Genomic DNA, 26,080 nt, shown 5'->3' with positions numbered 1-26,080 from the left:
TCTGCGAGGGTCTAGCGTTTCTTCTTGTTCTTCTTTCCCTTGTCGGAACCGAAGACCTTGGCGAGGAAGCCCTCTTCCTGGGCCCCTTCGCCGTCCACGGCGCCGGGTTCGAGGAGCTGGCGCACCAGCGCCTCCTCCTGGGAGGTGAGCTTGGTGGGCACGGCCACGCGGAGGTGCAGGAACAGGTCGCCGCGGCCCGAGGCCCGCAGGCGCGGGACGCCGGCGTTGGGGACCTTCATGATCTTGTCGGCGGGCGTGCCCTTGGCGATCCGGACGGTCTCGGTGCCGTAGGGGGTCTCCACCGGATGGTTGCCGCCGAGCACCATGAGGGGCCAGGGCACCTCCAGCTTGCGGTGGAGGTCGAAGCCGTCCCGTTCGTAGGTGGGATCGTTCTCGATCTCGAAGAGGATGAAGAGGTCGCCGTGGCCGCCGCCGGCGGTGCCGGCCTCCCCCTCGCCCTGGAGGCGCAGGCGCTGGCCCTGGTCCACGCCGGCGGGGATCTTGAAGTGGACCTTGGTGCGCCGGTTGACGCGGCCCGCGCCCCGGCAGGAGGGGCAGGGGCTGGGGATGATCTGGCCCCGGCCCTCGCAGCGGGGGCAGGTCACGGCCATCTGCAGGAAGCCCTGGCGCACCGCCACCTGCCCGTTGCCGCGGCAGTTGGGGCATACCTGGGCGCTGGTTCCCGCGGCGCAGCCGGACCCCTTGCAGGTGTCGCAGGCGTCCTGCCTCGGGATCTCGATCTCCTTGTTCTCGACCCCGAAGATGGAGTCCTTGAACGAGATGCGGAGGTTGTACTGGAGGTCGGAACCCCGTTCGCCGCCTCCGGAGGAGCGCCTGCGGCCCCCGCCCCCGAAGAGGTCGGCGAAGATCCCGCCGCCGCCCCCCCCGAAGAAGGACCCCAGGAGGTCCTCGAAGCCGGCGAACTGGTTGGGGTCGAACTGGAAGTTCTGCCCCTGGCCGCCGGAGGAGGCGAAGCCGTACTGGTCGAAATGCTGGCGTTTGGCGGGATCGGAGAGGACCGAGTAGGCCTCGGCGGCCTCCTTGAACTTTTCTTCCGCTTCCTTGTTCCCGGGATTCTGGTCCGGGTGGAACTGCATGGCCAGCCTGCGGTAGGCCTTCTTGATCTCGTCGAGGGTGGCTTCCTTGCCTACGCCCAGTACTTCATAGTAGTCGCGCTTCATCCCACCAGAATATCACCTGGGGCGGTTTTCCGCTCCATCCTCCCCGTCCAGGGAGTTCATCATGGACTCGCTGGCCACGAGGACGGCGTTGGTGAGCAGCTTCTGCACTTCGAGGAGCTGCTCCTCCGAGGACTTGACGGCGGCCATGTCCTTGTTGGCCACGGCCATGCGCACGGCGTTGAGCGTGTCGCGCACCAGGGTCTGCTCCTCCAGGGCCAGGAACTTCCCGCACTCGGTGAAGCTGCGGTCGCAGGAGAAGAGGAGGCCCTCGGCGGAGGCGATGTACTTGAGCTCGTCGCGGCGCCTCGCGTCGGCCTCCTGGTTGTTCTGGGCCTCCCGGAGCATCGCCTGGATCTCCAGCTCGGACAGGCCCGAGGAGGGCCGCATGCTCATGCTCTGCTCGAGGCCCGTGAGGAGGTCCTTGGCGGAGACCTTCACGATGCCGTTGGAGTCGATCTCGAAGGCCACCTCGATCTGGGGCACGCCCTTGGGCAGGGGCGGCAGGTTGATGAGGTCGAACCGGCCCAGGCTCTTGTTGTGCTCGGCCAGCTCGCGCTCGCCCTGGAGGACGTGCACCTCGACCCGGCTCTGGTTGTCGGTGACGGTGGTGAAGGTCCGGCTGTCCCGGGTGGGGACGGTGGTGTTGCGCTGGATGATCTTCACGTAGCCGCCGCCCTGGGTCTCGATGCCCAGGGAGAGGGGCGTCACGTCCAGCAGCACCAGGTCCGTCACCTCGCCGGTGAGGACGGCGCCCTGGATCGAGGCGCCCGCGGCCACCACCTCGTCGGGGTTGATGTCGCGGTTGGGCTCGCGGCCGAAGAAGTCCTTCACGACCTGCTGCACCAGGGGCATGCGGGTCTGGCCGCCCACGAGGATCACCTCGTCCACGTCCAGGGCCGTCTTGCGGGCCTGCTTCAGGGCGTCCTGCACGGGGCCCATGGTGCGGGCCACGAGGTCGGCCACCATGTTCTCCAGGTCCTCCCGGGTGAGGGTGGACTCCAGGTGCTGCGGGCCGGTGGGGCCCTGGGCGATGAAGGGCAGGCGCACCTCCACCCGGTCCAGGGTGGAGAGCTCGCACTTGGCCTTCTCGGAGGCCTCCTTGAGCCGCTGGAGGGCCATGCGGTCCTTGGTGAGGTCGATGCCGGTCGAGTTGCGGAAGTGCTCCACCAGCCACATGAGGATGGCCTGGTCGAAGTCCTCGCCCCCCAGGAACGTGTCGCCGCTGGTGGCCAGCACCTCGAACACGCCGTCGTTCATCTCCATGATCGTGAAATCGAAGGTGCCGCCGCCGAAGTCGTAGATGGCCAGGGTCTGCTTGAGGCCCTTCTTGTCCAGGCCGTAGGCCAGGGCCGCGGCGGTGGGCTCGTTGATGATGCGCTGGACGTTGAGGCCGGCGATGCGCCCGGCGTCCTTCGTGGCCTGGCGCTGGGCGTCGTCGAAGTAGGCCGGGACCGTGATGACGGCGTCGGAGACCTCCTCGTGGAGGAAGGCCTCGGCCGACGCCTTCAGGGCCTTGAGGATGATGGCCGAGATCTCGGGGGGGGCGTAGCCGCGGTCGCCCACGCCGAGCCAGGCGTCGCCGTTGGGGGCCTTGACCACCGGGAAGGGCAGCTTGCCCATGGCCTCCTGCACCTGGTCGGAGCCGAACTTCTGCCCGATGAGGCGCTTGACCGCGAACAGGGTGCGCTGGGGGTTGGTGACGGCCTGGCGCTTGGCGATGTGCCCCACCAGGACGTCGCCCTTGTCGGTGAATGCCACCACCGACGGCGTGGTGCGGCTCCCCTCCCGGTTGGGGATGACGCGGCGCTCGCCGCCTTCCATGACGCACGCGCAGCTGTTGGTGGTTCCCAGGTCGATTCCGATGAGCTTGCCGGCCATTGCGTTACTCCCGAGTGGGCGATGTGGGCGTTACGGTGTTCAGGAGGGATCCTGCGTGGGATCCCCTTCGGGATGGTTGTTGACGATGACCCGGGCGGGCCTGAGCAGCTGGTCGCGCAGGTAGTAGCCGCGCTCGTAGATGGCGGCCACGGACCCGTCGGGGAGACTGGCCTGGCTCGTGGTGGTGAGGGCCTCGGCATGCTGGGCGTCGAAGGGGTCGCCGACGTTCAGGGTCAGGGGCTCCACGCCGGCCTTGCGCAGGGCCTCCTGCATCTGGCGGTGGATGAGGACCACGCCGGCGTGGAAGTCCTCGAGGCTGGTGTAGGTGGCGTTGATGCAGCGCTCGAAGCTGTCCAGCACGGGCAGGAGCTCCAGGAGCACCTTGCGCTCGGCCAGCGTCACGGCCAGCTGCGTCTCGCGGCCCACGCGGTTCCGGTGGTTGGTGAAGTCGGCCATGAGGCGGTGGTGCTTGTCCTTGTGGTCGGACTCGGCCTTCTCCAGGGCCTCGAGGCGGGCCCGGGCCTTGGCCAGCTCGGCCTCCAGGTCCTCCCGGCTCATGCCCGCCGTCTCCGCGGGCGCTTCGGGCGCGGGCGGCTCGTAGTCGCCGATCTCGTCGGCGAGGGCCTGCAGATCCGCCCCTTCGCCAAACTCCTCCTGGGTCAGATCGACGGTGAGGTCATTTTCCGGGAGGAGGGGATCGGCGGGGAAGTCCGTGGTTTGGGGTTGGATTTTTTCGGTCATTGAGTACTCGATAATGAAATGTTAAGGGGACTGCGTCAAACAGATGTGGGCTTCCGTCTCTGGATTTCATCCGACCACCACGCCAGGCTCCCCGCCACCTTCCGGTAGTCCAGGCGCAGGGGGCCCACCAGGGCGAAGGTGACCTGGGCGCTCCTGTTGATGGTGACCGTGCGCAGGGCGGTGGCCAGGGGCATCTCCTGGAAGAAGGGGTTCTCCGAACCCAGGAGGAGCTGGACCTCGGACGTGGCCGCCACGGCGAAGGCGTTGAGGAGGTGGGCGAGGCGCTCGTGCTGCTCGAAGGCCTCCACCAGGTTCCGGAAGCGGGAGGGGTCCAGGAACTCCGGGCACCGGCCCATCTCGCCCAGGCCGGCGACCACCAGGGGGGAATCCATGGGCTGGGTCATGCGGGAGGCCAGTTCCGACAGCCGCCGGCTGAGTTCCCGGGCGTCGGAGGCCTGGCCCTCCAGGTCGGTGATGAGCCGGTCCCGCATCTCGGGAAGGGAGCACCCCCCGAAGTGGGCTGTTGCGAAGTTCCCCAGTTCCACCAGTTTGGTCGCGGGGAAGCCCCAGCGGTTCTCCATGATCTGGTGTTCGACCTCGCCGCCGGTGCCCACCCACACCGTGACGATGCGGGCCGGGGGCTTCCCGGGGCCCAGGGGGACGAATTCGAGCCGCACCAGGCGGCTCCGGGTGAGGTGCATGGGCAGGGCGACGCAGATGCCCTTCATGGCCTCGCTCAGCACCCGGCTGGCGTTGCGCAGCCACTGGGCGTCCCCGGCCTGCCCCTCCACGCCTCCGATGGCCTCGGTGAGCCGGGCCCCCAGGATGGGGTCGGGGCGGATGGGCTGGACGAAGTGGTCCACGTAGTAGCGGTAGGCCTTTTCCGTGGGCACGCGGCCCGCGGAGGTGTGGGGCTGGTCCAGGAGGGCCTCGTCCTCCAGGTCCGCCAGGACGTTGCGGATGGTGGCCGAGGAGAAGGAACCCGGGATGCGCTTGGACAAGAGGCGCGATCCCACCGGCTCCCCCTCGACCAGATAGGTCTCGATGAGCGCCTTCAGGACGGATTCGCTGCGAGGAGAAAGGTTGAGCGCCAAGGTGGGAATTTCCGGGTCGCAGACGGTGCCCGTCGTGCGTGTCCCAACTATACTTCATTTTTCGGTCTTTCCTGGAGGTCCCCCATGACGTTTAGATCATCCCTCTTGCTTACCGGGATCCTTGGTTCCTTCATCATCTGCGGGCAGCTTTCGTGCGACCGCAAGCCCACCGAGGCCGAGATCCAGGCCCAGGCCGCCGCCAAGGCCGCCGATGAACGGGTGGCCCAGCTCGAAAAGGAGATGGCCGACATCAAGGCGGGCAAGCACGCTTCGGCCGGCGACGCCGACACGGTCCAGCACATGTCCAAGGCCCAGATCAAGGCCCTGGACCGCCGCCTGGCCGATGCCAAGAAGAACGCCACGCTGGCCCACCAGGACGTCCAGACCCTGGCGGCCGCCCCCAAGGCCGAAGCCGTCAAGGCCGTCATCGTGGACGTGCCCGCCGGGACCCAGGTGGCCGTGGCCCTCGGCCGGGAGCTGAGCACCGAGAAGGACCAGGCGGGGGACGCCTGGGAAGGCACCCTGGTCGAGGACGTGACGGTGGGGGGCCGGGTGGCCTGGCCCAAGGGGACCCCCGTCAAGGGGGTCGTGGCGCAGAGCACACCGGCCGGCCGGCTGCAGAGCGGGCAGGGCGGGCTGGGCATCCAGCTCTCCACCGTGGGCCGCAATGACGTTGAGGCCGGCACCTACCTGGTGGTGGGCGACAAGCGCGGCGAGCGCAACGCCAAGTTCATCGGCGGCACCGCCGCCCTGGGCGCCCTGGTGGGCATCCTCTCCAGCGGCAAGCACCAGGGCGACCACGCCCTGGGCGGCGCGGCCATCGGAGCCGCCGCCGGCACCGCCGTGGCCGCGGGCACGGCCGACACGATCATCCGGATCCCCGCCTCGAAAGCGGTGACCTTCACCCTGAGCCAGCCGGAACGGGTCATCCTGAAATAGACTGGAGGCATGTACAAGCTTCTGGCCTCCATCTGCGACGTCTGCCGCCGCCTCCACGCGCGCAACCTCCTGGCCGCCGCCGACGGCAACGTCAGCGTGCTCCTGGACGACGGGCGGATCGCCATCACCCCCTCGGGCGTGGCCAAGGCCCGCATGGCGCCCGGGGACCTGGCCTACCTGGCCAGGGACGGCCGGATCGTCTCGGGCCGGCCCAGCACGGAGCGCCTCATGCACCTGGCGGTGTACAAGGCCTGCCCCGAGGCCCGGGCCGTGGTGCACGCCCATCCCCCCACCGCCATCGCCTTCAGCCTGGCGCATCCGGAGTGGTCCAGCCTGCCTTCGGACGCCCTGCCCGAGGTGATCCTGGCCGCCGGGACCATCCCCTTCGTGCCCTACGCCCGTCCGGGAACGGCCGCCATGGGGGAGGTCCTGGCCCCCTTCCTGCCGGACCACCGCCTCCTGGTGCTGGCCCGCCACGGCGCCCTGGCCTGGGGAGAGACGCTGGAAGAGGCGTACAACGGCATCGAGCGCCTGGAGCACGCCTGCCAGATCCTCAAGACCGCCATCGATCTGGGCGGCGCGCAACCCCTGCCGGAGGCCGAGGTGGAAGCCCTCCGCCAGGCCCGCCGGAAATCCGGAAGGAAACTCCTGTGAAGCAAGCCGACTCCCTCGCCCTCCGCCACGACGGCCGCAGGCTGTGGATCCTCGACCAGACCCTCCTCCCCCACCGGGAGGAATGGCTGGAGGTGGGCGATCCGGACGCCATGGTCCTGCACATCCGGCGCCTGGCGGTGCGCGGCGCGCCGCTCATCGGCGTGGCCGCGGCGCTCTCCCTGGCGACCTTCGCCCAGGACGGCGCCGGTCCCGACCGGCTGCGCCTGGCCGCGGCGCACCTGCGCCGGGCGCGCCCGACGGCCGTGAACCTCATGTGGGCCATGGACCGCCTGGGAGCCGTCCTGGAGGGGGGCCGCTGCAAGGACGACGTGGTGGTGGCCGAGCTGATCGCCGAGGCCGAGGCCATCTTCGTGGAGGACGTGGCGCTGTGCGAGGCCATGGCGCGCCAGGGCCTGCCGCTGTTCGGCGCGGGGGAGGCCGTGCTCACCCACTGCAACTCCGGGGGCCTTGCCACCGCCGGCATCGGCACCGCCCTGGGGGTGATCCGCCGGGCCTGGGAGGCCGGGAAGGTCAGCCACGTGTTCGTGGACGAGACCCGGCCCCTCCTTCAGGGGGCCCGCCTCACGGCCTGGGAACTGGCCCGCCTGGGCATCCCCCACACCCTCCTCACCGACAGCATGGCGGCCATCCTCCTGCGGGACGGCCGCGTGCAGCGGGTGCTCCTGGGCGCCGACCGCGTGGCGGCCAACGGCGACTTCGCGAACAAGGTGGGCACCTACGGCCTGGCCGTGCAGTGCCGCCACCACGGCGTCCCCTTCCACCCCGTGGCCCCCTGGTCCACCGTGGATCTGGCCTGCCCCGACGGCGCGGCCATCCCCATCGAGCAGCGCGACGCCGCCGAGGTGCGCGGCGCCTGGGCCGCGTCCACGACCCCGGCCTTCAATCCCTCCTTCGACGTGACCCCGGCCGACCTTGTAACCAGCCTGGTGACCGACCGGGCCGTACTCCCAGCCGCCGAACTCGCAGCTGGCCGGTTAGCAACCCTTTGATTCCTTAGCTTTTATCCCCGTCCCCGGCCATCCCCGGCGAAAGATCCTCCGGGGCTCGGCGCCAACCCTCCCAAGGACAGGCACCCGGTTTCATTAAGCCTTTAATAGCCGGGGATGGACGGGGAGTGCGCCAGGCCAAGCCTGGGCGAGGAGGATGGATGACCTAAGACAGACTGAAACCTCGCAATGGAGCCCAGCGGGGAGGCAGCAAGCCCCGCCCGGCAAAGCTGGCCAGCAGCCGGAACCGAGTCTTGCGTGGGGAAGGGCGACCGACCTCGTGAAGCGTAGACAGGGAGTGCATGGGCCGTGTGATGGAGCCCCGAAAGCATCCAACCGTGGGAGTCGACGCCGTTCTCCGATCGGAAGACAGCACCCGAAGGTCGCAAGGGCCTGACCGTAGGGTCCCACCGGGGTCATAGAGCAGGGCACGTGCACAGGGGTTCCCCAGGAACCTGGGAGATCCAGCCATCTCCGCCAACAACCCAGTGGTGAGGGAAGCCACGTAAAACGAACCCAGGCTCGCCGGGGGGTGCCGCCCCCGGCGGGAGCGAACAGCCGGCACAGGGCGGTACCGCAAACTGAAGGAAACGAAGGAGCGCGGGAGGGGTGGCCGGAAGTCGGAGCAGCTCATAGTAGCGATGATCGCGGGGAACCGGGCCGCCGGGACCCGCTGGAGCCAAGGAGCTGCCGGATCACGGAACCGTTGAAGGGAAAGATAATGGGTGCAATGACATCCAACAGCGTCTCCACGAAACAACAACGGATCGCAGAACTGGCCAGGATCCACCCGGAGGTGGCTTTCACCTCCTTGGCCTACCACATGGACCTGGACTGGATGAAGGAAGCCTTCGGGCGCACCCGCAAGGATGGGGCGACCGGGGTGGACGGCGTGACGGGCAAGGAATACGGGGAAAACCTGGAGTCCAACCTCCAGAGCCTCCTGAACCGGGCTAAGAACGGCGACACCTACAAGGCCCCTCCAGTCCGGAGAACCTACATCCCGAAAGGGGATGGCAGCCAACGCCCCCTGGGCATTCCCGCCTTCGAAGACAAGGTCCTGCAAAGGGCCGTGGTGATGGTGATGGAACCGCTCTATGAGCAGGACTTCCTGGACTGCTCCTACGGGTTCAGGCCCGGGCGCTCCGCGCACATGGCGCTGGAGGCGATTTGGCAGGGGTTGATGGACATGGGGGGAGGCTGGGTGCTTGACGTGGATATCCGTAAGTATTTCGATACTTTGGACCACGGGAAGCTGCGGGAAATCCTTGACCTGCGGATGAAGGACGGCGTTCTGAGGCGCCTGATCGGCAAATGGCTCAACGCGGGCGTGCTGGAGAAAGGATGCATCACGCACCCGGAAACCGGCTCGCCCCAGGGCGGGGTGGTCAGTCCGATGCTCGCCAACATCTACCTCCACGAGGTGCTGGACGTGTGGTTTGAAAGGGAGGTCAAGCCCCGACTCCGGGGTCGGGCCTTCCTGGTGCGCTACGCGGACGACTTCGTGATGGGCTTTGCCCAGGAGGAGGATGCCAAGCGGGTTATGGAAGTCCTGCCCAAGCGGTTCGAGCGGTATGGCCTGACGATCCACCCGGATAAGACCCGGCTGGTGGAGTTCTGGAAGCCGAGGGAGCCCAGGGACCCCAATGGGGGACCAGGCCACTTCGACTTCCTGGGATTCACCCACTACTGGGCCACGGCCAAGAACGGCCGGTGGGTGGTGAAGCGGAAGACCGCGAAGAGCCGGATGAGTCGGGCGCTCACGAAGATCGGGGAGTGGATGGCCAAACACCGCCACCTCCCGGTGCGCGAGCAATGGCGGACGATCAACCAGAAACTGGTCGGTCACTTCAGGTATTACGGGATCACGGGGAACTCCAGGGCCCTGGCGCACTTCCGCTATGAAGTTGGGCGAAGGTGGCGTGGATGGCTCAACCGGAGGTCCCAGCGGGCCCGCATGACCTGGGATCGCATGAACAAGCTTCTGGCTCGGTTCCCACTGGCCCCAGCCATCAGTTACGCATCGAAACTACGTCCTCAGCGACCGTGACGAGGAGCCGGATGCGGTAGTCCCGCACGTCCGGATCTGAGGGGGGCCGGGAGCGCAAGCTCCCCGGCCTACCCGACTAAAAGATGATAAAAAAGGATTTATCTCTGCCTATTTGACTGCCCGGTTCATCTTCAGCCAGTCCAGGGGACCCGTGGCCTCGATGCCGCCCTCTTCCCGGATCAGGCACCAGCAGTCCTCGTCCCGGATCTCGGGCGCGTGCACCGATCCCCGGGCGTGATGCACCCAGTCGCCCGCGGTGAGGGCCAGGCCCTTGTCGTTCATCCTGCCGGCGAGGACGAGGATGCTCTCCGAGCCCAGGTGGCGGTGGGCCTTGGCCCGGACGCCGGTGGGGGAGAAGGCCAGGATCAGCCGGAGCCCGCGCTGGGGGTCCTTCAGGAGCTCCACGCGCCGCCGGCCCTGGGCGCCGTCCACCCAGTGCCACTGGTCCTCGGGGGGCAGGCGGTCCAGGATGCCCTGGGGCAGGTGGTAGGGACCGGGCTGGGGCCCCCGGGCGCTGGCCACGGTCTGGTGGGCCTGGGCGAGGATGGCCAGCGGCAGGTCGGGCCCGGCCTCCAGCAGGTCCCGGGCCTCGGCCGGCACGGGCGTGGCGGGCCAGGCCCGGGGCCCGGTGCGGCCCAGGGCGGCCAGGGCGCCGTCGAGGGCGGCCTCGGCGGCCTCGGGCGCCGCGGGTTCCAGGTCGTCCATGAGGACGGGCAGGGCGCGCATGGTGGCCAGGATGGCCCGGCAGGAGGGACAGAAGAGAAGGTGGAGCCGGACCAGGAAGGCCTGCCACAGGGAGAGCGACCCGTCCTCGAAGTCCGAGAGCAGGGTGCTGGTAGCTTCGCACGTCAGGAACAAGCTCATCCCCGCCTCCCCGTCATGAACGCATCCAGGAATCCCCTCAGGCCCAGGCGGGCCCGGTGCAGGCGCTGTCGAACCAAGCCCCTGCTGATGCCGAGCTTGGCGGCCACTTCGTCCGTGTTCATACCTTCCAGATCCCTCAGAATGAAGACAGCGCGCTGGTCGTCGGAAAGCTGGTTGAGTCCTTCGCGGATCTTGGCCCGCAGCTGGTCCCGCTCCACGGACACCAGGGCGATCGCGTCCTGGCTCCAGTCCCGCATCCTGTCCGTATTCATGAGATGCCCGTCGGGCGAGAAACGTGGCAAAAAATCTTCGATGGCGTCTTCGCGGCGGCGGATCCGTGATCTGCGTAACATTAAGGCTTCATTTATGCAGATGCGGTAGGCCCAGGTGGAGAACTTGCTCTTCCCCTGGAACCGTCCCAGCTCCGTGTGGATGCTGATCAGGGCTTCCTGCAGCGCGTCCTGGGTGTCCAGGGTGTCCTGGAGGATCCGGTGGATGCCGGCGTAGAACAGGCCGAGGTAGGGGCGCACCAGGACGCTGAAGGCTTCCCCGTCGCCCTCCTGGGCATCGGTGATGAGCTGGCTTTCAAGCGGAGGATTCATCCAGATAACCTAGCGCGGGGAGAGGGGAATGCGAACGGTGAAGGTGGCGCCCAGGCCCGGACCGGGACTGGACGCCTTGATCTGGCCCTGGTGGAGGGTGACGATCTCCCAGCAGAGAAAGAGCCCCAGGCCGGTTCCGGGCACCTGGCGGGTCATCTCGTCGCCCACCCGGTAGAACCGCTGGAAGACCCGCGGGAGTTCCCGGGGGCTGATCCCGTTCCCGCTGTCTGTGACGGTGATGATGGCGTATTCGCCGTCGGAGTCCAGGGTGATGAGGGTGGACCGGGGCTCCGGGGCGTATTTGAAGGCATTGGACAGGAGGTTGTCGATGACCTGCCCCATGGCCTTGCGGTCCATGTCCGCATGGATTCCGATGCCCAGCTGGAGGTCCAGGCCGAGCGATCCCGCCCCCAGCCGGTGGTCCATGGACTCGGCCACCTCGCGCAGCCAGGGGGCCAGCTCGGTGGACTCGAACTTCAGGTCGAGGCTGCCCGCGTCCGCCCGGGCCACCTCCAGCAGGTTGCCGACCAGTTCCGTGAGGCGCACCAGGTCGCCGTCCATGAGCTTCTGGATCCGCGCCCGCCGCTCGGGTCCCAGCTCCCGTGTGTAGAGGGTCTCGATCCACACCCTCAGGCTGGCGATGGGCGTCTTGAGCTCGTGGGTGACCGAGGCGATGAAGTTGCGCTGGCGGAGCATGAGCTCCATCTCGGAATTGAGCTTGCGGTAGATGTAGCTGAGGCCCAGGAGCACGGCCAGGACCATGATGGCCGCCTCCCCGCCGGCCCTCCACAGGGCCAGGGTCCGCTCCCGCTCCATGGCCGTCAGGATCTCGACCCGCAGGGTGAGGTAGGCGGACTGGTCCAGGAGCATGGGATCGTCCGGCTCCACCGGGCCCGGGACCACCGCCACGTAGGGGAAGCGGCCCTCGATGGCGGCTTTGCGAACGGGCAGGGGAGGGAACTGGGGGAGCTTGGCCTCCACCGACCCCGGCTTGGCCGTGCCCGGGTCCCCCTGGAACACGATGCGCAGGATCTCGGCGCTGTCCATCTGCCAGGCCTCGGCCCGGCCCGCCCTCATGGTGGCGATCCGGGCGTTCTGCAGGTTCCTGGATTCCCGGATCTGGAGGCTGATCCACCAGGCCATCTGACTGAGCAGAATGAAGGCCACGCTCCAGAAGATGAGGCGTTCGGTGGCGGGGGGTTTGAGGTGGGCCGCTTTCATCCAAGGCTTATCATGTTGAAAAAACAGTCTGAGGCTACCTCCGGGAAATCCACAAGAGATCTTGCAAAGCGCCCCTGGACGGGCATGCTTAAAACGAATGACGTCCATCCCTCCCAACCCGTTCAAGCCGGGATCCTCCCCCAACCGCCCGGCCCCCGCCGGGCCGGTCCCCGCCGGCCTGAACCCGGGCCAGAACAACGAACTGCTGGTGGAGCTGCTCCACGGCCAGCGTCTCGTGTCCTCCCTCACCCAGGAGGTCGCCGAGCTCAAGACCCGGCTCGCGCGCAGGTCGCACCAGATGGGCGTGCTCCAGCACGTGGCCGAGATCCTCGCCGCCACGCCCAAGGCCGCCCAGGTGGCCAGCGTCGTGCAGGACGTCTTCGTCCAGGAGTTCGGGGCCCGCACCTGCATCGTGTGGATCATGGAGGACACCGGGGCCTGCTACGAGCCCCGCAGCGCCTACGGCCTGCCCCGCGCCGTGGGGGCGCGCCTGCGGCTTCCCGCCCCCAATCCCTTCCCCGGCGCGCCCATGGTGCTGTTCCAGGACCAGTGGCTGGACCCGTCCGTGCACAAGGGCTACCTCGACCCCCTCAAGCCCTCCGAGGACACGGCCCTCTACTACGTCCCCTTCGAGAACCAGCTTCTCCTCATGGGCTTCGCCATCATCGGGCTGGACGCGGGCCGGATCCTGGAGGAGGACCAGAACTCCCTCACCATCCTCCAGCGGCAGGTGGCCGCCAGCATCTACAACGCGTGGCTCTTCCGGGACCTGGGGGACCAGCGCGACACCCTGAGGCGCCAGGCCGGTGAGCTGGAGAAGGCCAACGCCGCCCTGCGGGAGGCGGACCGCTTCCGCAGCGAGTTCCTGGCCCTCACGAGCCACGAGCTGCGCACGCCGCTGACGGGCATCATGGGCTTCACCCGCCTGGTCATGGACGGCCTCTACGACGACGAGGAGGAGATGAACCGGATGCTGGCCGACAGCTACAACTCCGGCAAGCACCTCCTGGACCTCCTGAACGACATCCTGGACCTGGCCAAGATCGAGAGCGGCCGGATGCAGATCCGCATCGAGTCCTGCGCCCTCGCGGGGCTGCTGGACGAGGTCAGGACCATCGTCCAGGCCTACCCGCGCAAGCCGGAGGTGGACCTGGTCTGGCCCGAGGACGTGGACCGGATGCCCGAGATCATGGCGGACTCGGGGCGCCTGAAGCAGGTGCTCATCAACCTCCTTTCCAACGCCCTGAAGTTCACCAAGGAGGGCGCCGTGACCGTGTCGGTGGAGCGGGGCTTCGGCGAAATCGCCGTGCTCGTGACCGACACCGGCATCGGGGTGTCCAAGGAGGCCCAGACCCGCCTGTTCCAGAAATTCGTCCAGGCCGACGGCGGCCACTCCAGGGAGTACGGCGGCACGGGCCTGGGGCTGGTCATCTGCAAGCACCTCATGGAAATGATGAACGGCACCATCGCCCTGGCGAGCGAGGGAGAGGGCAAGGGGACGGCCATGACGCTCACCCTGCCCATCGCCTGAACCGGCCTCTGGAATCCCTCCTTGTATGGAGATTCGAGGCCTCGTAAACTGATGCATCTTCGGAGCCCGGCATGAACCGCAGCGCCCTTGGCATCGCCCTTACCCTAGCCGCCCTCACCGGCCTCCGCGCGGACGAGGGGATGTGGACCTTTGACAACCTGCCCCTGGCCCAGATGAAGGCGAAGTACGGTTTCACCCCGGACGCGGCCTGGCTCGACCACGTGCGCCTGGCCACGGTGCGCTTCCCCGGCGGCACCGGCAGCTTCATCAGCCGGGACGGCCTGGTGCTCACCAACCACCACGTGGGCCACGGCTGGATCGAGCGCGTCTCCGACGCCGCCCACGACTACGTCAAGAACGGCTTCGTGGCCGCGGACCGCAAGGACGAGATCAAGGTCCCCGGCCTGGAGCTGGCCACGCTCATGGCCATGGAGAACGTCTCCGCCGCCGTCGCCCAGGCCGCCGGAAGCCCCCGGGAGGCCCTGGCCCGCCTCGCGAAGGAGGCCGAGGCCCGCACCGGCCTGCGCTGCGAGCCCGTGTCCCTCTACCAGGGCGGCGAGTCCTGGATCTATTCCTACAAGGTGCACAAGGACGTGCGCCTGGTCATGGCCCCCGAGTACGGCATCGCCGCCTTCGGCATGGACTGGGACAACTTCTCCTTCCCCCGCCACGACCTGGACTTCAGCCTCTTCCGCGTCTACGAGGACGGAAAGCCCTACGTGCCGCCCCACCACCTGGCCTTCGCGGCCTCGGGACCGAAGTACGGCGACCTGACCCTGGTGGTGGGCCACCCCGGCCGCACCTCCCGCCTGGAGACCCTGGCCCAGATGGAGGCCTACCGGGACGCCCTGAACCCCGCCCGCATCCGCGCCCTGGACCGCACCCGCAAGGCGCTCCACGCCTTCGCGGCCAAGGGCCCCGAGAACGCGCGCATCGTCTCTGGCACCCTCATGGGCCTGGAGAACTCCTACAAGGTCTTCGTCAACGAGACCGTGGGCCTGAAGGACAAGGACGCCATGGCCGCCGTGGCCAGGGCCGAGAAGGAGCTTCGGGAGGCCGTGGCGAAGGATCCGGCCCTGCAGGCCTCCACGGGCCCGGCCTGGGACCTGGTGGCCCAGGCCATGGCCCGGCGCAGCGCCATGGCCCGGGAGGAGGTCGTGGCCGGCGGCAGGTTGCCGGGCTACGTCCACAGCCTGCTCCGCCTGGAGGAGGAGGCGGCCCTGCCCGCATCCCGGAGGGGCGCGGGGTACCGCACCGACAAGGAGCTCGCGGACCGCAGGGCCTCCCTGCGCAGGCACAGGATCGAGAACCCGGACCTGGAGCGGGAGTACTTCCTCGTGGGCGCCAAGGGCGCCCTGGAGGAGCTGGGTCCCGACCATCCCTTCGTGAAGGCGCTCCTGGACGGCCGCACTCCCGAGGCCGCGGCCCAGGCCCTTTCCGCCTCCGCCCTGCTGCGTGACCCCGCCGCCCGCGCCAAGGCCGCCGAGGCCGGCGTGAAGGACTCCACCGACCCCCTGGTGGTCCTGGGACGCCGGCTCCATCCCTTCCTCCAGTCCCTCCGCCAGATGCAGGAGGAGACGGGGGCCGTCATCGCCGAACAGGGCGCCCGGATCGCCCGGGCCCGCTTCCAGGTGCGCGGCCGGTCCGTCTATCCCGACGCCACCTTCACCCTGCGCCTCTCCTATGGCGCGGTGGAGACCTATCCCGCCAACGGCACCCTCGTTCAGCCCTTCACCACCTTCGGCGGCCTCTACGACCGCGCCGACGCCTGGGGTCCCGAGGCCGAGAACCATTCCTGGGAGCTGCCGGCGCGCTGGAAGGAGGCCCGGGGCCGGCTGGACATGTCCACCCACTTCGATTTCATCAGCACCAACGACATCATCGGCGGCAACTCCGGCTCTCCCGTGGTGGACCGCCTGGGCGAGGTGATCGGCCTGGCCTTCGACGGCAACATCGAATCCAACGCCGGCCGGTATTTCTTCGACCCGAAGGTGAACCGCTGCATCTCCGTGGATGCCTCGGCGATCCTCGCTGCCCTCGACAAGGTCTACGGCGCGCGCCATCTGGTCACCGAAATCAAGTCCAAGTAACCCTGGAGTCCCCATGAAGACGCGCTTCCTCCTCCTGCCCCTGGCGGCCATCCTGGCCTCCGCCCCCAGCCTCCGCGCCGACGAGGGGATGTGGACCTTCGACAACCTGCCGGTGCAGAAACTCAAGGCCGACTACAACTTCACCCCCGACCAGGCCTGGCTGGACCACGTGCGCCTGTCCTCCCTGCGCTTCCCCGGCGGCAGCGGCTCCTTCATCAGCCCCGACGGCCTCGTCCTCACCAACCACCACGTGGGCCGCGGCTCCGTGCAGCAGCTCTCCAGCAAGGAGCACGACTACATCCGCGACGGCTTCATCGCCGCCACCCGCGCCGACGAGCTGAAGGTCCCCGGCCTGGAGCTCTACACCCTCATGGCCATGGAAAACGTCACCGACCGCGTCAACAAGGCCGTGAAGCCCGGCACCGGCGACAAGGAGGCCCTCAAGGCCCGCAAGGACGAGCTCGGCAGGATCACCAAGGAGATCCAGGACCGCACCGGCCTCACCGCCGAGGCCGTGACCCTCTACGCCGGCGGCGAGTACTGGATGTACCAGTACAAGAAGCACACCGACATCCGCCTGGTGATGGCCCCCGAGCAGCAGATCGCCTTCTTCGGCGGCGACTCCGACAACTTCACCTACCCCCGCCACAACCTGGACTTCACCCTCTTCCGCGTCTACGAGGACGGCAAGCCCTACCACCCCGCCCACCACCTGAACTGGACGAAGACCGGCGTGAAGAACGGCGACCTCACCTTCGTCATCGGCCACCCCGGCAGCACCGAGCGCCTGGGCACCTCCGCCCAGATGGCCTTCGCCGGCGAGTTCTCCCTGCCCAACCGCATCAAGACCTACGAACGGCAGCGCCAGGCCCTCCTGGACTACGCCAGGCTTTCCCCCGAGAACCGGCGCCAGGTGTCCTCCACCATCTTCGGCATCGAGAACGGCCTCAAGGCCATGACCGGCTACCTCTCCGGCCTGAAGAACCAGGAGGCCATGGCCCGCATCGCCAAGGCCGAGGAGGTCCTCAAGGCCAAGGTGGCCGCCGACCCCGCCTCCGACGCCGCCGGGAGCTGGGCCGCCATCGAGAAGGCCCTGCAGGTCCAGAAGGCCCTGTTCCAGGAGAGCCAGGCCCTCAATTCCCGCTCCGGCGCCGCCTACGAGAGCAGCCTCCTGGGCCACGCCCTCACCCTGGTGCGCCTGGCCGACGAGTCCGCCAAGCCTTCCGACCAGCGCCTCGAGGAATACCGCGACACCCGCCTGGAGGGCGTCAGGAAGCGCCTGCAGGTGAACCGCCCCTACTACCCCGCCCTCGAGACCGCCATGTTCACCTTCGGCCTCACGGAATCCGCCGGCACCCCGCTGGTGGCGTCCATCCTCGCCGGGCGCACCCCCGCCGAGTTCGCCAAGGCCGCCGTCGAAGGCTCGAAGCTGGGCGACCCCGCCGTGCGCAAGACCCTCATGGAAGGCGGGAAGAAGGCCATCGACGCCAGCCAGGACCCCATGATCGTCCTGGCCCGGAAGATCGACGGCCCCAACCGCGAGTTCCGCAAGAAGATGGAGGACCAGGTCACCTCCGTCCTGGCCGAGCACGGCGGCCGCATCGCCAAGGCCCGCTTCAAGGCCTACGGCAAGAGCGTCTACCCCGACGCCACGTTCACCCTGCGCATGACCTACGGCCCCGTGGCCTCCTACCCCGCCAACGGCACCCACATCCAGCCCTTCACCACCCTGGGCGGCCTCTACGACCGCGCCGCGGCCTGGGGCCCCGAAGCCGAGAACGGCGCCTGGTCCCTGCCCAGGCGCTGGATCGAGAACCGCTCCAAGGTGAACCCCGACACCCCCTTCGTCTTCTCCCACGCCGTGGACATCATCGGCGGCAACTCCGGCAGCCCCGTCATCGACCGCAAGGGCGACCTCATCGGCCTGATCTTCGACGGCAACATCGAGAGCCTCCCCGGCCACTTCTTCTACGACGGCAAGGTCAACCGCGGCATCGCCGTGGACGCCCGCGCCATCATCGAGGCCCTGGACAAGGTCTACGCCGACAAGCCCATCGTCAGCGAGATCCTCGGCAAGTAGCAGCCCGGTCCGGCGCGGGCCCCCGGAACAAGGTTCCCGGGGTCCTCGCCCCCGGGAACCATCCCTTGACCTTCCGCCGTTTCAAAGGCAAACTAGTCTTTCGCCGGCAGCGGCATGGGCCCATAGCTCAGCTGGTTAGAGCACCTCCCTTTTAAGGAGATTGTCGCCGGTTCGAGTCCGGCTGGGCTCACCACTCTCCTGGAAGTTCTTGAAAACCAGTAGATACACAGCAAGTCCAACCCAGGGGGCCATCGTCTAGGGGTTAGGACGTCGCCCTTTCACGGCGATAACACGGGTTCGAATCCCGTTGGCCCTACCAGCAAACACCCTTGAGAAATCAAGGGTGTTCTTGTATTAAAAAGGCATTCACTTCTTTCTATGGCGTGCCCAAGGTAAAACGGCGGTAAAAACATGCTCCGAGATGACAGCGGATCTCCGGGGACGGGCCGGGATTTTTGGCTTGGTCCTAGGTATGCTTTGCCAATCCATTAAGAGGTGAAGCGATGGGATTGCCGGATTTCCTAGAAAAGCTTGTTATCGAACATGGATCGGCAGCTGTATCCAAGGAAAGGATCGAGCTGCTCAAAGAACGAATGACCGCCCAGGACAAGAGGGTGGAGGACCTCCAGGTTGAACTTGAGCGGTTCCGGTTGATCGCCCGAGATTTCGAACTTGAAAACTATCGGTTGAAAGATCAGATCGAAGAACTCGAAGGCAAACTCCAAAGGAGTAAGCCTGAGCGGCTTGAAAGTGAACTAGAGGACCTTCTACTGTTGGTGGCCGAAGGCACTATCACCTGGGAGGATGGGTACCTTGGGCAGGTGCCTGGGAACCACCAAGTGGCTAGATATCGCTTGGACGAATTGACCGACCTTCACCTCGTATCGAGAACCTGTTTCACGGATGGTCGGGTCGATTGGGATTTGAATCATGAAGGACGTAAATATCTTATTGTGAATAAGTTGATCTGTTGATTTATTCTGGTCACACCTAATCATTACTGAAAGGGCCCGCCTAGGGTTCCGGAGATTTCGAACCCTGGGATTGGAGGCGAAGGGGAGCGGCCCAAATGAAGACTTTCGTCCGGTGGTGCCTAAGGAGTAGGCGCGCGAAACGATGAAGGGGTCGAAATGAACTCGAGTCTTGCATGGCTTCAAGCAGGCGGGGAGCGGCGAATCGGGGGCGGAGGTGGGATGCGTTCATGTCGGCAGATTGTAATGCCATTGTTCGGCAGATTGTAACTAAACCGGTCGGCCAATCGATGATTTTGCCCTCGGCCAATTGTAAATTTGAACATAGAACCCCGCCTTCACCCACGCTTTCACGGCGATTACACAGGTTCGAATCCCGTTGGCCCTGCCAGTAAGCACCCTTGAGAAATCAAGGGTGTTCTTGCCTTTAAGCGGCGCTACTCGTTCTCTGGATGAGACTTGCTCCACAAAATGCTCCAAAATGGGTAAGGCTTCGCTCCGACAGGATCTGGTGTGGGAGGAATATTGCGAGGCCCCATCGACTGATCTCGCATTGAGCCGTCAGGCGCTCACTCCACATCTACAGCAGGGTAGGCTTCGAGGTATTCCTCACCATTGCAGCCGTAGTAGGCGACCGTACGCGCTGCAAAGTCAACATCGTAGCGGACAACCCCCGCCCGCCAGGAGGCCTCCAGGAATTCGGGGAAGGTGCTCAGCCCCTCCTGATCGGTGCGCAACGTGGTGATGAGGGCCTCCTGGTCGAAGGGGAGGATGTCTGCGGGACCTTGCAGCAGGGGTGTTCCCTGAATCACCACCGGACCATCCTTGGTGAGGAAGGTGCTTTGGCAGGCGGGCAGAAACCACAGATTCCGGACAACGCCGGCCCGGCGAAGGGTCTCAGCCAAGTAGGGGAAGCCTCCGACCCTGGGCCTGCCGGCGGCCGCCCGCTGCAGGGCCGCCTGCAGGTTTTCGATTGCCTTGCTCATGGCATTCCTCCGTTCAAAGGTCTTGTGGGGGCAGGGCGGTTGTTCCACGGGCACGCCGCGAAGCTGATGGAAATCCGTCAGCTTTTTCAGAAGGCTGCTTAGGGTGGCCCTTTCGTCCGGATCCAGACACCCTCTCAGTGTGATCCGATGCCGTGTTTGCGACGAGGTGCGGGGAAACTCCCTCCAGTTGTTTCCCAATCCCTATCGTCGGGATGAACCCCTGGCGATTTTTCCGGTCGATTTTCATTCCTGACCCAACCTTCTCAAAGGGGGGGGGGTGGGTCCTTGAAGGCCGTTCAGAAATGATTCCAAGATGTTCGTGATGGATTCATTCCGCTCCGTGGTAGGCATTCCCCCGCTCCCTTCAAGTAGCTGCGTTACGAGGTTTTCAGCCATGCCTTTGACCAAAATGGATGCAACTTCCTGGGCCATGACGGCTCCCACCGCCATTCTTGCTTCGGCACCCAGGACCTGCGCGGCCGCGAGTTGAAGGTCCCCGCCTTTGGCTTCCACAATCCCCAGGTGGTCGTCGTAAAGAACTTCCAGTCCGAAAATATCCTCAGCGCGGAGGAGCAGCTCAACCAAATCGAGCGCATCCCGGCCCCGGGTGGCCATTCCTCTGTCCTTCCAGGCCAAGGTCTTCATGACCGTCATGCACGCAGGGTTCGGCAGGAGAATTTCCAGGCCCGGTTTGATTTCAATCTGGATGCCATGGATGAGAGCCACTCCGAAGCCCCGCACGTCCATGACGAATTCTCCGTCAGGGGGCCAAGAGAGGGACCCCTTTGGGGCCTCGACGCCCCGAATGGGACCAGGTCCACGGGCATCCGAATGCCCATTCGTTCGGCGACGGAGTAGATCCGGTGCGGGATTTTCAGGTCGGGCTGAAAATCATTCGCCGCAAACAAGGTTGTCTTCAGGGTTTCGAACGTCGCCCAGTTCGCCACCTGCATGCCGAAATCCACATCGCGAGTCGCCCGTCCCGGAGCGAGCCCATAGGCATGGACCAGGAGAATCTCCCGGGCCATGGCTCCTGTCAGGAGATAGGGAATTCCGACGATTCGGCATGCCTGATCCAAACCTTCCAGGATTCGGGTCAGGGGCTGGTCAAGAGCCCGTTCCTGGGGGATTGAGATATGTTTCATGGATGATCCTGGCAATGTCGAGGTTCCGCGGCTCTCCGCTGGCAATGAGATCGGTATAGACCAGCAGTGGAGGGGCCACCCCTGGCGGGATAGCTTTGGGATTCGGGAAATCCCAGAAGCGTTCCAGGAGTTCGATCGTTCCCCTTGGGTCCGGGCGCAGGCGAAGGGCAGCGGCGATCTTTCCGAACGGTTGCCGGGTGTAGATCCGGGCTCCCATCGGCTGGAGATTGGCGGTCAGAAGATCCCCTCCCGCTTCACCGCTCACGAAAGCGTCGATGCTTGCGAAGTCCACCGATCTCCAATCCTGGGGGATGGCCATCCGGAATTTCATGGGCCCAAGGCGAGGCCGGAGTTTCTGGGGATAATTCGCCACCCAGGCCTCCAGCAAGCGCTGGAAGTGGATGATCACCCTCCCCCCTGGCAAATCGGCCAGCAATCCGGCTTCCAGCAGATCATTCAGGACCATGCCGACCGTGCCCCGGGCCACACCCGACGCTTTGGCCAGATCCCGGTAAGTCGCGTTGGTCAACGCGGGGGCACTCAGCAAGGTGAACAGCACCTGGAGGCCTTTGCTGTTGTAGGGCCGGAAGGAACGCGGAACGCATGCCGTCAGAAGGTCCGGTTTCGGGTGCTCGCCGACCTGCAGGATGCGCAGCCCAGGCGCGGTCAGGTATGCGTTCCCAGCTCCATCCAGGAATGGGATGCCCAGTTCAACGCATTTCCTCGCAAGGTTCTCGGTAAGGTAGGGCGTGAGCAGGAGGAAGTCTTCGGCGGGGGGGCGGCTGGCTTTGATCCGCCCTAAATCCTCCGCACGATGAATGCGCCGGACCACCAGTTGGTAGATTTTTTCCCGATCCTCCCACCTGATGGCCAACCGATCCCCGGATTCGCCAAGACCGACCGTTCCGGGGACGACCTCCCAGCCCAGCCCCAGCCCTTTGGGGAGCGCTGATTCGGCTGCCTGGAGGAGCGGTTCAGGAGGAATCGATATGAGATTGGGCATGGGAGGCCTGCAAGGGTGACGGGTTTGTCCATGATTCATGGACACGATTGATTTTTGGACAAGCCCGGTTCGCGAAACAGGATATGTCCAAAAATTGGGTTTGTCCATGATTCATGGACAAGCCTTGGGAAGATACAGTCTCGAATTGAACATTCAATTACTAAATGTCATTATCATTTAACTTGTGCGATGCCGTTGGTAGACAAGCCCTTTCACGGCGATAACACGGGTTCGAATCCCGTTGGCCATGCCCGTAAATACCTTTGATAAATCAAGTGTACTTTTGTATATAAACGCCGTGGCATATAGCCGGCAGGACCTGTTCCGGCATAGATCCGGCATGGATTCTGGACCCGCAACCCGTTCTAAAGCCCCTCGAGGATTCTCGGGCCGAAGAACCTTGGCGATGTGGATGGGTGCTTGTGGAACTCACTCAAGGAGGAGGAGCTCCAGTTCAAGGCGATCGAGCGACCTTGAAACCTCACACCCCTGCCAGGTTGTCAACCCAAGCGGTCCTGCCCGCTTGCCGGAAAGACACTCTTCAACAAGGCTCTTTCTAAAATGACCCCGGAGCCCATTTGATGACGGCCCCCGCCTCCCGCCAGCCTCGGGCAAGCGCCTCCATGGGAACTCGGCCATGGATTGCAATACCCCCGGTGAACATTGTCACGGCATAGCCCCGCCCCAAGGCCCCTCTGGCCGTGGCGTCCACGCACATCGCGCCGTCCAGGCCGGTGATGAGGACCTGATTCACCTGGTTGGCCCGGAGGAAGGCGTCGAATTCAGGATTGGAAAATGCATCCGAATTCCGTTTCGTGAAGGTTTTGGCTCCCGGGACTTGGAGGAGGCGCCGGTCCATCTCCGTTCCCGGCTCGCCAGGCGCATTGATGCCCCCCACGAGGAGCTTGAGAATGGGATTGGCGATTTCATTTTTGATGTGGACGACCAGGATCCCCTTGGCTTGGGCCGATGCCAGGAGCCCATTGGCGAAGGATACGATCCTGTCCGCGTCACGGTAGGGTTGCTTGGCCTGGGGTCCGGTGTAGTCCTCCTGAAGGTCCACCACCAACAAGGCCGTCCGCGGGGTTGCGTATTCAGGGATTTTCGGACCTTTGGAAGGACCGGTCGCCGGGGCCACACTCAAGATGAGAGCCACCCCTGCGGCAAGGGCTCCGAAGATGCTGCCGGTGGTCCATAAGACAGCCTTTTTCCAGCGTTGCATTGGGTGCTCCTTGTGGGGACAGGGCATGGCATTGGTTCGTATGCTTGAGCCAGAAATGGGTTGGGATAACTGCAAGGTGTGCCGGCCCGTAGGGTTGGTTTCATCCTTTTGCTTTCCATCCCCAAAATCTCCCCCATTGCTGATGCTGAACCGGGGGGGCACACCCGTGCGGGGGCGCCCTATTCGTTGCTGCCAAGGGCCGGAGGACAGGCCTCCTATCCTTAATTCATACTTGAAAAGTCGACATTGAAAAATATGCAGGGAAGCCTATCCTGTGTAGGTTGGGACTGTGAAACCGCCCATTGCCTATCACCCTCTCGATAAGGGGGGGGGCTATGGATAATTACCCGACGTCTGCCAATTCCCAAGGCCGTAAGGTCCTCGTCCTGGTCGTCGATGATGAGGAAATGATGCGGAGAATGGCGCTGATGGCCCTTACAGCCGTTGGGTTCGAGGTTGTGTTGGCGGAAGACGGCATTGATGCTTTGGAGGCGTTTTCTGCCCGCCATGCCGATATTGCCGTGGTGCTGATGGACGTCACCATGCCTCGCCTGGGTGGCATAGAAGCCGCAGAGAAAATGCGCGAGGTTGATCCTTCGGTCAAGATCATCCTTAGCAGCGGGTACACGGACAAGTGCCCGGAGGCCGCAAAACCCAATGCCTTTCTGCCAAAGCCCTACACGGTCGATTCGCTTTTTGAAACGATCCGGAATGTGATCGGGAGTGGGTCCGAAATGGTTACCCCTTAGGGGCGGTGGGTGGCAGGCGGACGAACCAAACCGGGCCTCCGGGGATGGGGGCTTTGCCTCGATCTTCTGCCTGCTGGAGGCGCTCAGCATCCTGGGGGCTCCCCTTGACCCTGTCTTGATCGGCAGGTGCGCGGAACCGCGTCGGGCGATTGACCTGGAGCAGGGCCCTTGGACCATCCGGCCCTCGGCCTTTGCCGACGGAGGTGTTGACAGGGCGGAATGGAGACATAAACTAAGACATGTGAAGTAGCAGTTAATGAATTTCTCTGGAGTCAGCATGCATCAGCGTTTCGATATCACCCAGGCCGCCCCGGCGGGGTATGCCGCCATGCTCGGCGTGCACAGCTACGTGCAGAAGAGCGGCCTGGACCTGGGCCTCCTGGAACTGGTCAAGGTCCGGGCCTCCCAGATCAACGGCTGCGCGTTCTGCCTGGGAATGCACGTTCCCCTGGCCCGCAAGCACGGCGTCAGCGACGACCAGTTGAACCTGCTGGTGGCCTGGCGCGAAGCCCCGGTCTTCAGTGCCCGGGAGCGGGCCGCCCTGGCCTGGACTGAAAGCCTCACGCTCCTGACGGGCGGCGACGTGCCCGACGCGGTCTACGCGGAGGCCTGCGCCCATTTCTCGACCCGGGAGATCGCGGACCTCGCGTTCGCCGTTGCCGAGATCAACGCCTGGAACCGGCTGATGATCTGTTCCCGGACGCCGCCCCAGCTGGGCGCCTGAGGTCCCGGCAATTCGCGGCGCCTTCGGCGGTCCGCCGGAGCGGGCTCAGAGCGCCGATTCGATCAGCGCCCTGATCTGGGCCGCGGACTGGGATCCGCGCTGGTCGATGCGCTTGCCGTCCTTGAAGAGCACCAGCGCCGGGATGCTCATGATGCCCAGGGAGGCGGCGGTATCGGGGTTGGCGTCGATGTCCATCTTCACGATCCTCGCCCGGCCTTCCAGGTCGGCGGCGACCTTCTCCAGCACGGGGGAGAGGGCCTTGCAGGGGCCGCACCAGGGGGCCCAGAAGTCCACCAGGGTGACGCCCTGGGCGATGGCGGCCTGGAAGCCGGCGTCCGTGAGGGAGGCGAGGTCAGACATGGGTGGTCTCCTTGGGGATTGAGGTGGAGGTCTCCGCGAGCCAGCGCTCCGCGTCGATGGCCGCCATGCAGCCCGAGCCCGCGGCGGTGATCGCCTGCCGGTAGACGCTGTCCTGCACGTCCCCGCAGGCGAACACGCCCGGAATGACGGTGCGGCTCGAGCCCTTTTCCACCAGGAGGTAGCCGTTGGCGTCCACGGGGAGCTGGCCCTGGAGGAAGGCGGTGTTGGGGCGGTGGCCGATGGCCACGAAAAGGCCGTCCACGGCCAGGGAGGACTCGCGCCCGTCGCGGATGTCACGGAGCAGGAGGCTCCCGAGCTTCTCCACCTCGTTGCCGGGGGAGGCTTCAAACCGGCGCGTGCGCAGGTCGGCGACCACCTGGTTCCAGTGGACGGTGATCTTCGGGTGGGCCAGGGCGCGGTCCTGCATGGCCTTGGAGGCCCTGAAGCCTTCCCGGCGGTGGACCAGGTGCACACGGCTGGCGAAGTTGGTGAGGTAGAGCGCCTCCTCCAGGGCGGTGTCGCCCCCGCCCACCACGGCCACGTCCTTGCCGCGGTAGAAGAAGCCGTCGCAGGTGGCGCAGGCGGAAACCCCTCCGCCCTTGCGGCCCAGGTCCTCGTCCTTGCCGATGCCCAGCCACTTGGCGGAGGCGCCCGTGGCGATGACCAGGGCGTCGCAGGTGTAGGCGCCGGATTCCGTCACCAGCCTGAAAGGGCGCTGGCCGAGCTCGACGGACAGGACGGTCTCCGAGGCGATCTCGGTGCCCAGGCGCTGGGCCTGGGCCCGCAGCTCCTCCATGAGCTCGGGGCCCTGGATGCCGTTGCGGAAGCCGGGGAAGTTCTCCACTTCGGTGGTGATGGTGAGCTGGCCTCCGGGCTGGACGCCCTCCAGCACCAGGGGCTGCAGGTTGGCGCGGGAGGCGTAGATGGCAGCGGTGTAGCCCGCGGGCCCGGTGCCGATGATGATGATCCTGCGGTGGGTCATGGGAAT

At 65.9% G+C, this 26,080-nt stretch carries 23 protein-coding genes and 2 tRNA genes; 12 read left to right on the top strand and 13 right to left on the bottom strand.

The genetic code is table 11. The features are described 5' to 3' along the window. Positions 1 to 11 precede the first annotated feature (11 nt). From dnaJ to hrcA, 4 genes are read right to left on the bottom strand one after another with little or no spacing between them, the layout of a single operon-like run. Positions 12 to 1,181 (bottom strand): molecular chaperone DnaJ, encoded by a 1,170-nt coding sequence (gene dnaJ, locus RAH40_RS09450; protein WP_306601855.1) that lies wholly within the window; start codon positions 1,179 to 1,181, stop codon positions 12 to 14. Positions 1,182 to 1,193: 12 nt separating this feature from the next. Next, a complete protein-coding gene (gene dnaK, locus RAH40_RS09445; RefSeq protein WP_306601854.1) occupies positions 1,194 to 3,059 on the bottom strand; it encodes a molecular chaperone DnaK in 1,866 nt (621 codons plus the stop codon). Positions 3,060 to 3,098: 39 nt separating this feature from the next. Then, positions 3,099 to 3,800 (bottom strand): nucleotide exchange factor GrpE, encoded by a 702-nt coding sequence (locus RAH40_RS09440; RefSeq protein WP_306601853.1) that lies wholly within the window; start codon positions 3,798 to 3,800, stop codon positions 3,099 to 3,101. A gap of 35 nt (positions 3,801 to 3,835) precedes the next feature. Continuing rightward, on the bottom strand, positions 3,836 to 4,894 hold the full coding sequence (gene hrcA, locus RAH40_RS09435) for a heat-inducible transcriptional repressor HrcA (protein WP_306601852.1): 1,059 nt from the start codon (positions 4,892 to 4,894) through the stop codon (positions 3,836 to 3,838). Between the two features lie 84 nt (positions 4,895 to 4,978). On the opposite strand from hrcA, the gene RAH40_RS09430 reads away from it, so the two are divergent. The 4 genes from RAH40_RS09430 (at position 4,979) to ltrA (ending at position 9,544) form a co-directional block, all read left to right on the top strand. Further along, positions 4,979 to 5,833 carry a hypothetical protein gene (locus RAH40_RS09430; protein ID WP_306601851.1) on the top strand — a complete coding sequence of 285 codons (855 nt, stop codon included), beginning with the start codon at positions 4,979 to 4,981 and terminating at the stop codon, positions 5,831 to 5,833. Positions 5,834 to 5,842: 9 nt separating this feature from the next. Then, positions 5,843 to 6,487 (top strand): class II aldolase/adducin family protein, encoded by a 645-nt coding sequence (locus RAH40_RS09425; RefSeq protein WP_306601850.1) that lies wholly within the window; start codon positions 5,843 to 5,845, stop codon positions 6,485 to 6,487. Then, on the top strand, positions 6,484 to 7,497 hold the full coding sequence (gene mtnA, locus RAH40_RS09420; RefSeq protein ID WP_306601849.1) for an S-methyl-5-thioribose-1-phosphate isomerase: 1,014 nt from the start codon (positions 6,484 to 6,486) through the stop codon (positions 7,495 to 7,497). Before RAH40_RS09425 ends, mtnA begins: the two co-directional genes overlap by 4 nt. Before the next feature lie 727 nt (positions 7,498 to 8,224). Next, the gene (gene ltrA, locus RAH40_RS09415) at positions 8,225 to 9,544 is read left to right on the top strand and encodes a group II intron reverse transcriptase/maturase (RefSeq protein WP_306597942.1); all 1,320 of its coding nucleotides are present in this window, start codon (positions 8,225 to 8,227) and stop codon (positions 9,542 to 9,544) included. Positions 9,545 to 9,652: 108 nt separating this feature from the next. Here the strand turns inward: ltrA and RAH40_RS09410 are convergent, their stop codons facing one another. The 3 genes from RAH40_RS09410 to RAH40_RS09400 are packed head-to-tail and all read right to left on the bottom strand — an operon-like array spanning position 9,653 to position 12,231. Continuing rightward, positions 9,653 to 10,408, bottom strand: a complete 756-nt coding sequence (locus tag RAH40_RS09410; RefSeq protein WP_306601848.1) for a cupin domain-containing protein — start codon at positions 10,406 to 10,408, stop codon at positions 9,653 to 9,655. Further along, entirely contained in the window at positions 10,405 to 11,010 is a 606-nt protein-coding gene (locus RAH40_RS09405) for an RNA polymerase sigma factor (protein ID WP_306601847.1), read from the bottom strand. Before RAH40_RS09405 ends, RAH40_RS09410 begins: the two co-directional genes overlap by 4 nt. Before the next feature lie 9 nt (positions 11,011 to 11,019). Further along, a complete protein-coding gene (locus RAH40_RS09400) occupies positions 11,020 to 12,231 on the bottom strand; it encodes a cell wall metabolism sensor histidine kinase WalK (protein ID WP_306601846.1) in 1,212 nt (403 codons plus the stop codon). 97 nt (positions 12,232 to 12,328) lie between these two features. Here RAH40_RS09400 and RAH40_RS09395 point away from each other — a divergent pair, with 97 nt between their 5' ends. The 6 genes from RAH40_RS09395 (at position 12,329) to RAH40_RS09370 (ending at position 18,906) form a co-directional block, all read left to right on the top strand. Then, the gene (locus tag RAH40_RS09395) at positions 12,329 to 13,762 is read left to right on the top strand and encodes a HAMP domain-containing sensor histidine kinase (RefSeq protein ID WP_306601845.1); all 1,434 of its coding nucleotides are present in this window, start codon (positions 12,329 to 12,331) and stop codon (positions 13,760 to 13,762) included. 71 nt (positions 13,763 to 13,833) lie between these two features. After that, complete coding sequence (locus tag RAH40_RS09390; protein WP_306601844.1) at positions 13,834 to 15,852, top strand: S46 family peptidase; 2,019 nt, start codon at positions 13,834 to 13,836, stop codon at positions 15,850 to 15,852. Between the two features lie 13 nt (positions 15,853 to 15,865). Continuing rightward, the gene (locus RAH40_RS09385) at positions 15,866 to 17,932 is read left to right on the top strand and encodes a S46 family peptidase (RefSeq protein ID WP_306601843.1); all 2,067 of its coding nucleotides are present in this window, start codon (positions 15,866 to 15,868) and stop codon (positions 17,930 to 17,932) included. A gap of 116 nt (positions 17,933 to 18,048) precedes the next feature. Continuing rightward, positions 18,049 to 18,125: transfer RNA gene (locus tag RAH40_RS09380), tRNA-Lys, on the top strand. 51 nt (positions 18,126 to 18,176) lie between these two features. Beyond that, a tRNA-Glu gene (locus RAH40_RS09375) sits at positions 18,177 to 18,251 on the top strand. Positions 18,252 to 18,435: 184 nt separating this feature from the next. Continuing rightward, positions 18,436 to 18,906 (top strand): hypothetical protein, encoded by a 471-nt coding sequence (locus tag RAH40_RS09370; protein WP_306601842.1) that lies wholly within the window; start codon positions 18,436 to 18,438, stop codon positions 18,904 to 18,906. A gap of 566 nt (positions 18,907 to 19,472) precedes the next feature. Here the strand turns inward: RAH40_RS09370 and RAH40_RS09365 are convergent. From RAH40_RS09365 to RAH40_RS09350, 4 genes are all read right to left on the bottom strand, one after another. Then, positions 19,473 to 19,889 carry a DUF1398 domain-containing protein gene (locus RAH40_RS09365; RefSeq protein WP_306601841.1) on the bottom strand — a complete coding sequence of 139 codons (417 nt, stop codon included), beginning with the start codon at positions 19,887 to 19,889 and terminating at the stop codon, positions 19,473 to 19,475. A 243-nt stretch (positions 19,890 to 20,132) separates the two neighbouring features. Continuing rightward, positions 20,133 to 20,636 carry a hypothetical protein gene (locus RAH40_RS09360; RefSeq protein ID WP_306601840.1) on the bottom strand — a complete coding sequence of 168 codons (504 nt, stop codon included), beginning with the start codon at positions 20,634 to 20,636 and terminating at the stop codon, positions 20,133 to 20,135. Between the two features lie 360 nt (positions 20,637 to 20,996). After that, positions 20,997 to 22,037 (bottom strand): type IV toxin-antitoxin system AbiEi family antitoxin, encoded by a 1,041-nt coding sequence (locus tag RAH40_RS09355; protein WP_306601839.1) that lies wholly within the window; start codon positions 22,035 to 22,037, stop codon positions 20,997 to 20,999. A gap of 556 nt (positions 22,038 to 22,593) precedes the next feature. Next, the gene (locus RAH40_RS09350) at positions 22,594 to 23,259 is read right to left on the bottom strand and encodes an isochorismatase family cysteine hydrolase (RefSeq protein ID WP_306601837.1); all 666 of its coding nucleotides are present in this window, start codon (positions 23,257 to 23,259) and stop codon (positions 22,594 to 22,596) included. Between the two features lie 335 nt (positions 23,260 to 23,594). On the opposite strand from RAH40_RS09350, the gene RAH40_RS09345 reads away from it, so the two are divergent. Continuing rightward, complete coding sequence (locus RAH40_RS09345; RefSeq protein ID WP_306601836.1) at positions 23,595 to 24,008, top strand: response regulator; 414 nt, start codon at positions 23,595 to 23,597, stop codon at positions 24,006 to 24,008. A gap of 277 nt (positions 24,009 to 24,285) precedes the next feature. Beyond that, entirely contained in the window at positions 24,286 to 24,732 is a 447-nt protein-coding gene (locus RAH40_RS09340) for a carboxymuconolactone decarboxylase family protein (protein WP_306601835.1), read from the top strand. A 45-nt stretch (positions 24,733 to 24,777) separates the two neighbouring features. Here RAH40_RS09340 and trxA read toward each other — a convergent pair whose 3' ends face one another. Together trxA and trxB are read right to left on the bottom strand one after the other, a co-directional pair. Further along, a complete protein-coding gene (trxA, locus tag RAH40_RS09335) occupies positions 24,778 to 25,092 on the bottom strand; it encodes a thioredoxin (protein ID WP_306601834.1) in 315 nt (104 codons plus the stop codon). Continuing rightward, entirely contained in the window at positions 25,085 to 26,080 is a 996-nt protein-coding gene (gene trxB / locus RAH40_RS09330; protein WP_373432573.1) for a thioredoxin-disulfide reductase, read from the bottom strand. The genes trxA and trxB overlap by 8 nt, the downstream gene beginning before the upstream one ends.

The sequence above is a fragment of the Geothrix sp. 21YS21S-2 genome, from assembly GCF_030846775.1.
GTDB lineage: Bacteria > Acidobacteriota > Holophagae > Holophagales > Holophagaceae > Mesoterricola.
Note: the sequence above shows the minus strand (reverse complement) of the source record. Positions and strands in the feature narration are given on the sequence as shown.

Excerpts from the sequence above, each read along its gene's own strand:
- RAH40_RS09370 (WP_306601842.1), top strand. The coding sequence starts at position 18,436 with ATGGGATTGCCGGATTTCCTAGAAAAGCTTGTTATCGAACATGGATCG.
- RAH40_RS09385 (WP_306601843.1), top strand. The coding sequence starts at position 15,866 with ATGAAGACGCGCTTCCTCCTCCTGCCCCTGGCGGCCATCCTGGCCTCC.
- RAH40_RS09390 (WP_306601844.1), top strand. The coding sequence starts at position 13,834 with ATGAACCGCAGCGCCCTTGGCATCGCCCTTACCCTAGCCGCCCTCACC.
- RAH40_RS09410 (WP_306601848.1), bottom strand. The coding sequence starts at position 10,408 with ATGAGCTTGTTCCTGACGTGCGAAGCTACCAGCACCCTGCTCTCGGAC.
- trxA (WP_306601834.1), bottom strand. The coding sequence starts at position 25,092 with ATGTCTGACCTCGCCTCCCTCACGGACGCCGGCTTCCAGGCCGCCATC.
- RAH40_RS09355 (WP_306601839.1), bottom strand. The coding sequence starts at position 22,037 with ATGCCCAATCTCATATCGATTCCTCCTGAACCGCTCCTCCAGGCAGCC.
- RAH40_RS09360 (WP_306601840.1), bottom strand. The coding sequence starts at position 20,636 with ATGGACGTGCGGGGCTTCGGAGTGGCTCTCATCCATGGCATCCAGATT.
- RAH40_RS09405 (WP_306601847.1), bottom strand. The coding sequence starts at position 11,010 with ATGAATCCTCCGCTTGAAAGCCAGCTCATCACCGATGCCCAGGAGGGC.
- RAH40_RS09400 (WP_306601846.1), bottom strand. The coding sequence starts at position 12,231 with ATGAAAGCGGCCCACCTCAAACCCCCCGCCACCGAACGCCTCATCTTC.
- RAH40_RS09440 (WP_306601853.1), bottom strand. The coding sequence starts at position 3,800 with ATGACCGAAAAAATCCAACCCCAAACCACGGACTTCCCCGCCGATCCC.
- RAH40_RS09365 (WP_306601841.1), bottom strand. The coding sequence starts at position 19,889 with ATGAGCAAGGCAATCGAAAACCTGCAGGCGGCCCTGCAGCGGGCGGCC.
- RAH40_RS09425 (WP_306601850.1), top strand. The coding sequence starts at position 5,843 with ATGTACAAGCTTCTGGCCTCCATCTGCGACGTCTGCCGCCGCCTCCAC.
- RAH40_RS09430 (WP_306601851.1), top strand. The coding sequence starts at position 4,979 with ATGACGTTTAGATCATCCCTCTTGCTTACCGGGATCCTTGGTTCCTTC.
- RAH40_RS09345 (WP_306601836.1), top strand. The coding sequence starts at position 23,595 with ATGGATAATTACCCGACGTCTGCCAATTCCCAAGGCCGTAAGGTCCTC.
- dnaK (WP_306601854.1), bottom strand. The coding sequence starts at position 3,059 with ATGGCCGGCAAGCTCATCGGAATCGACCTGGGAACCACCAACAGCTGC.
- dnaJ (WP_306601855.1), bottom strand. The coding sequence starts at position 1,181 with ATGAAGCGCGACTACTATGAAGTACTGGGCGTAGGCAAGGAAGCCACC.
- RAH40_RS09340 (WP_306601835.1), top strand. The coding sequence starts at position 24,286 with ATGCATCAGCGTTTCGATATCACCCAGGCCGCCCCGGCGGGGTATGCC.
- RAH40_RS09395 (WP_306601845.1), top strand. The coding sequence starts at position 12,329 with ATGACGTCCATCCCTCCCAACCCGTTCAAGCCGGGATCCTCCCCCAAC.
- ltrA (WP_306597942.1), top strand. The coding sequence starts at position 8,225 with ATGACATCCAACAGCGTCTCCACGAAACAACAACGGATCGCAGAACTG.
- RAH40_RS09350 (WP_306601837.1), bottom strand. The coding sequence starts at position 23,259 with ATGCAACGCTGGAAAAAGGCTGTCTTATGGACCACCGGCAGCATCTTC.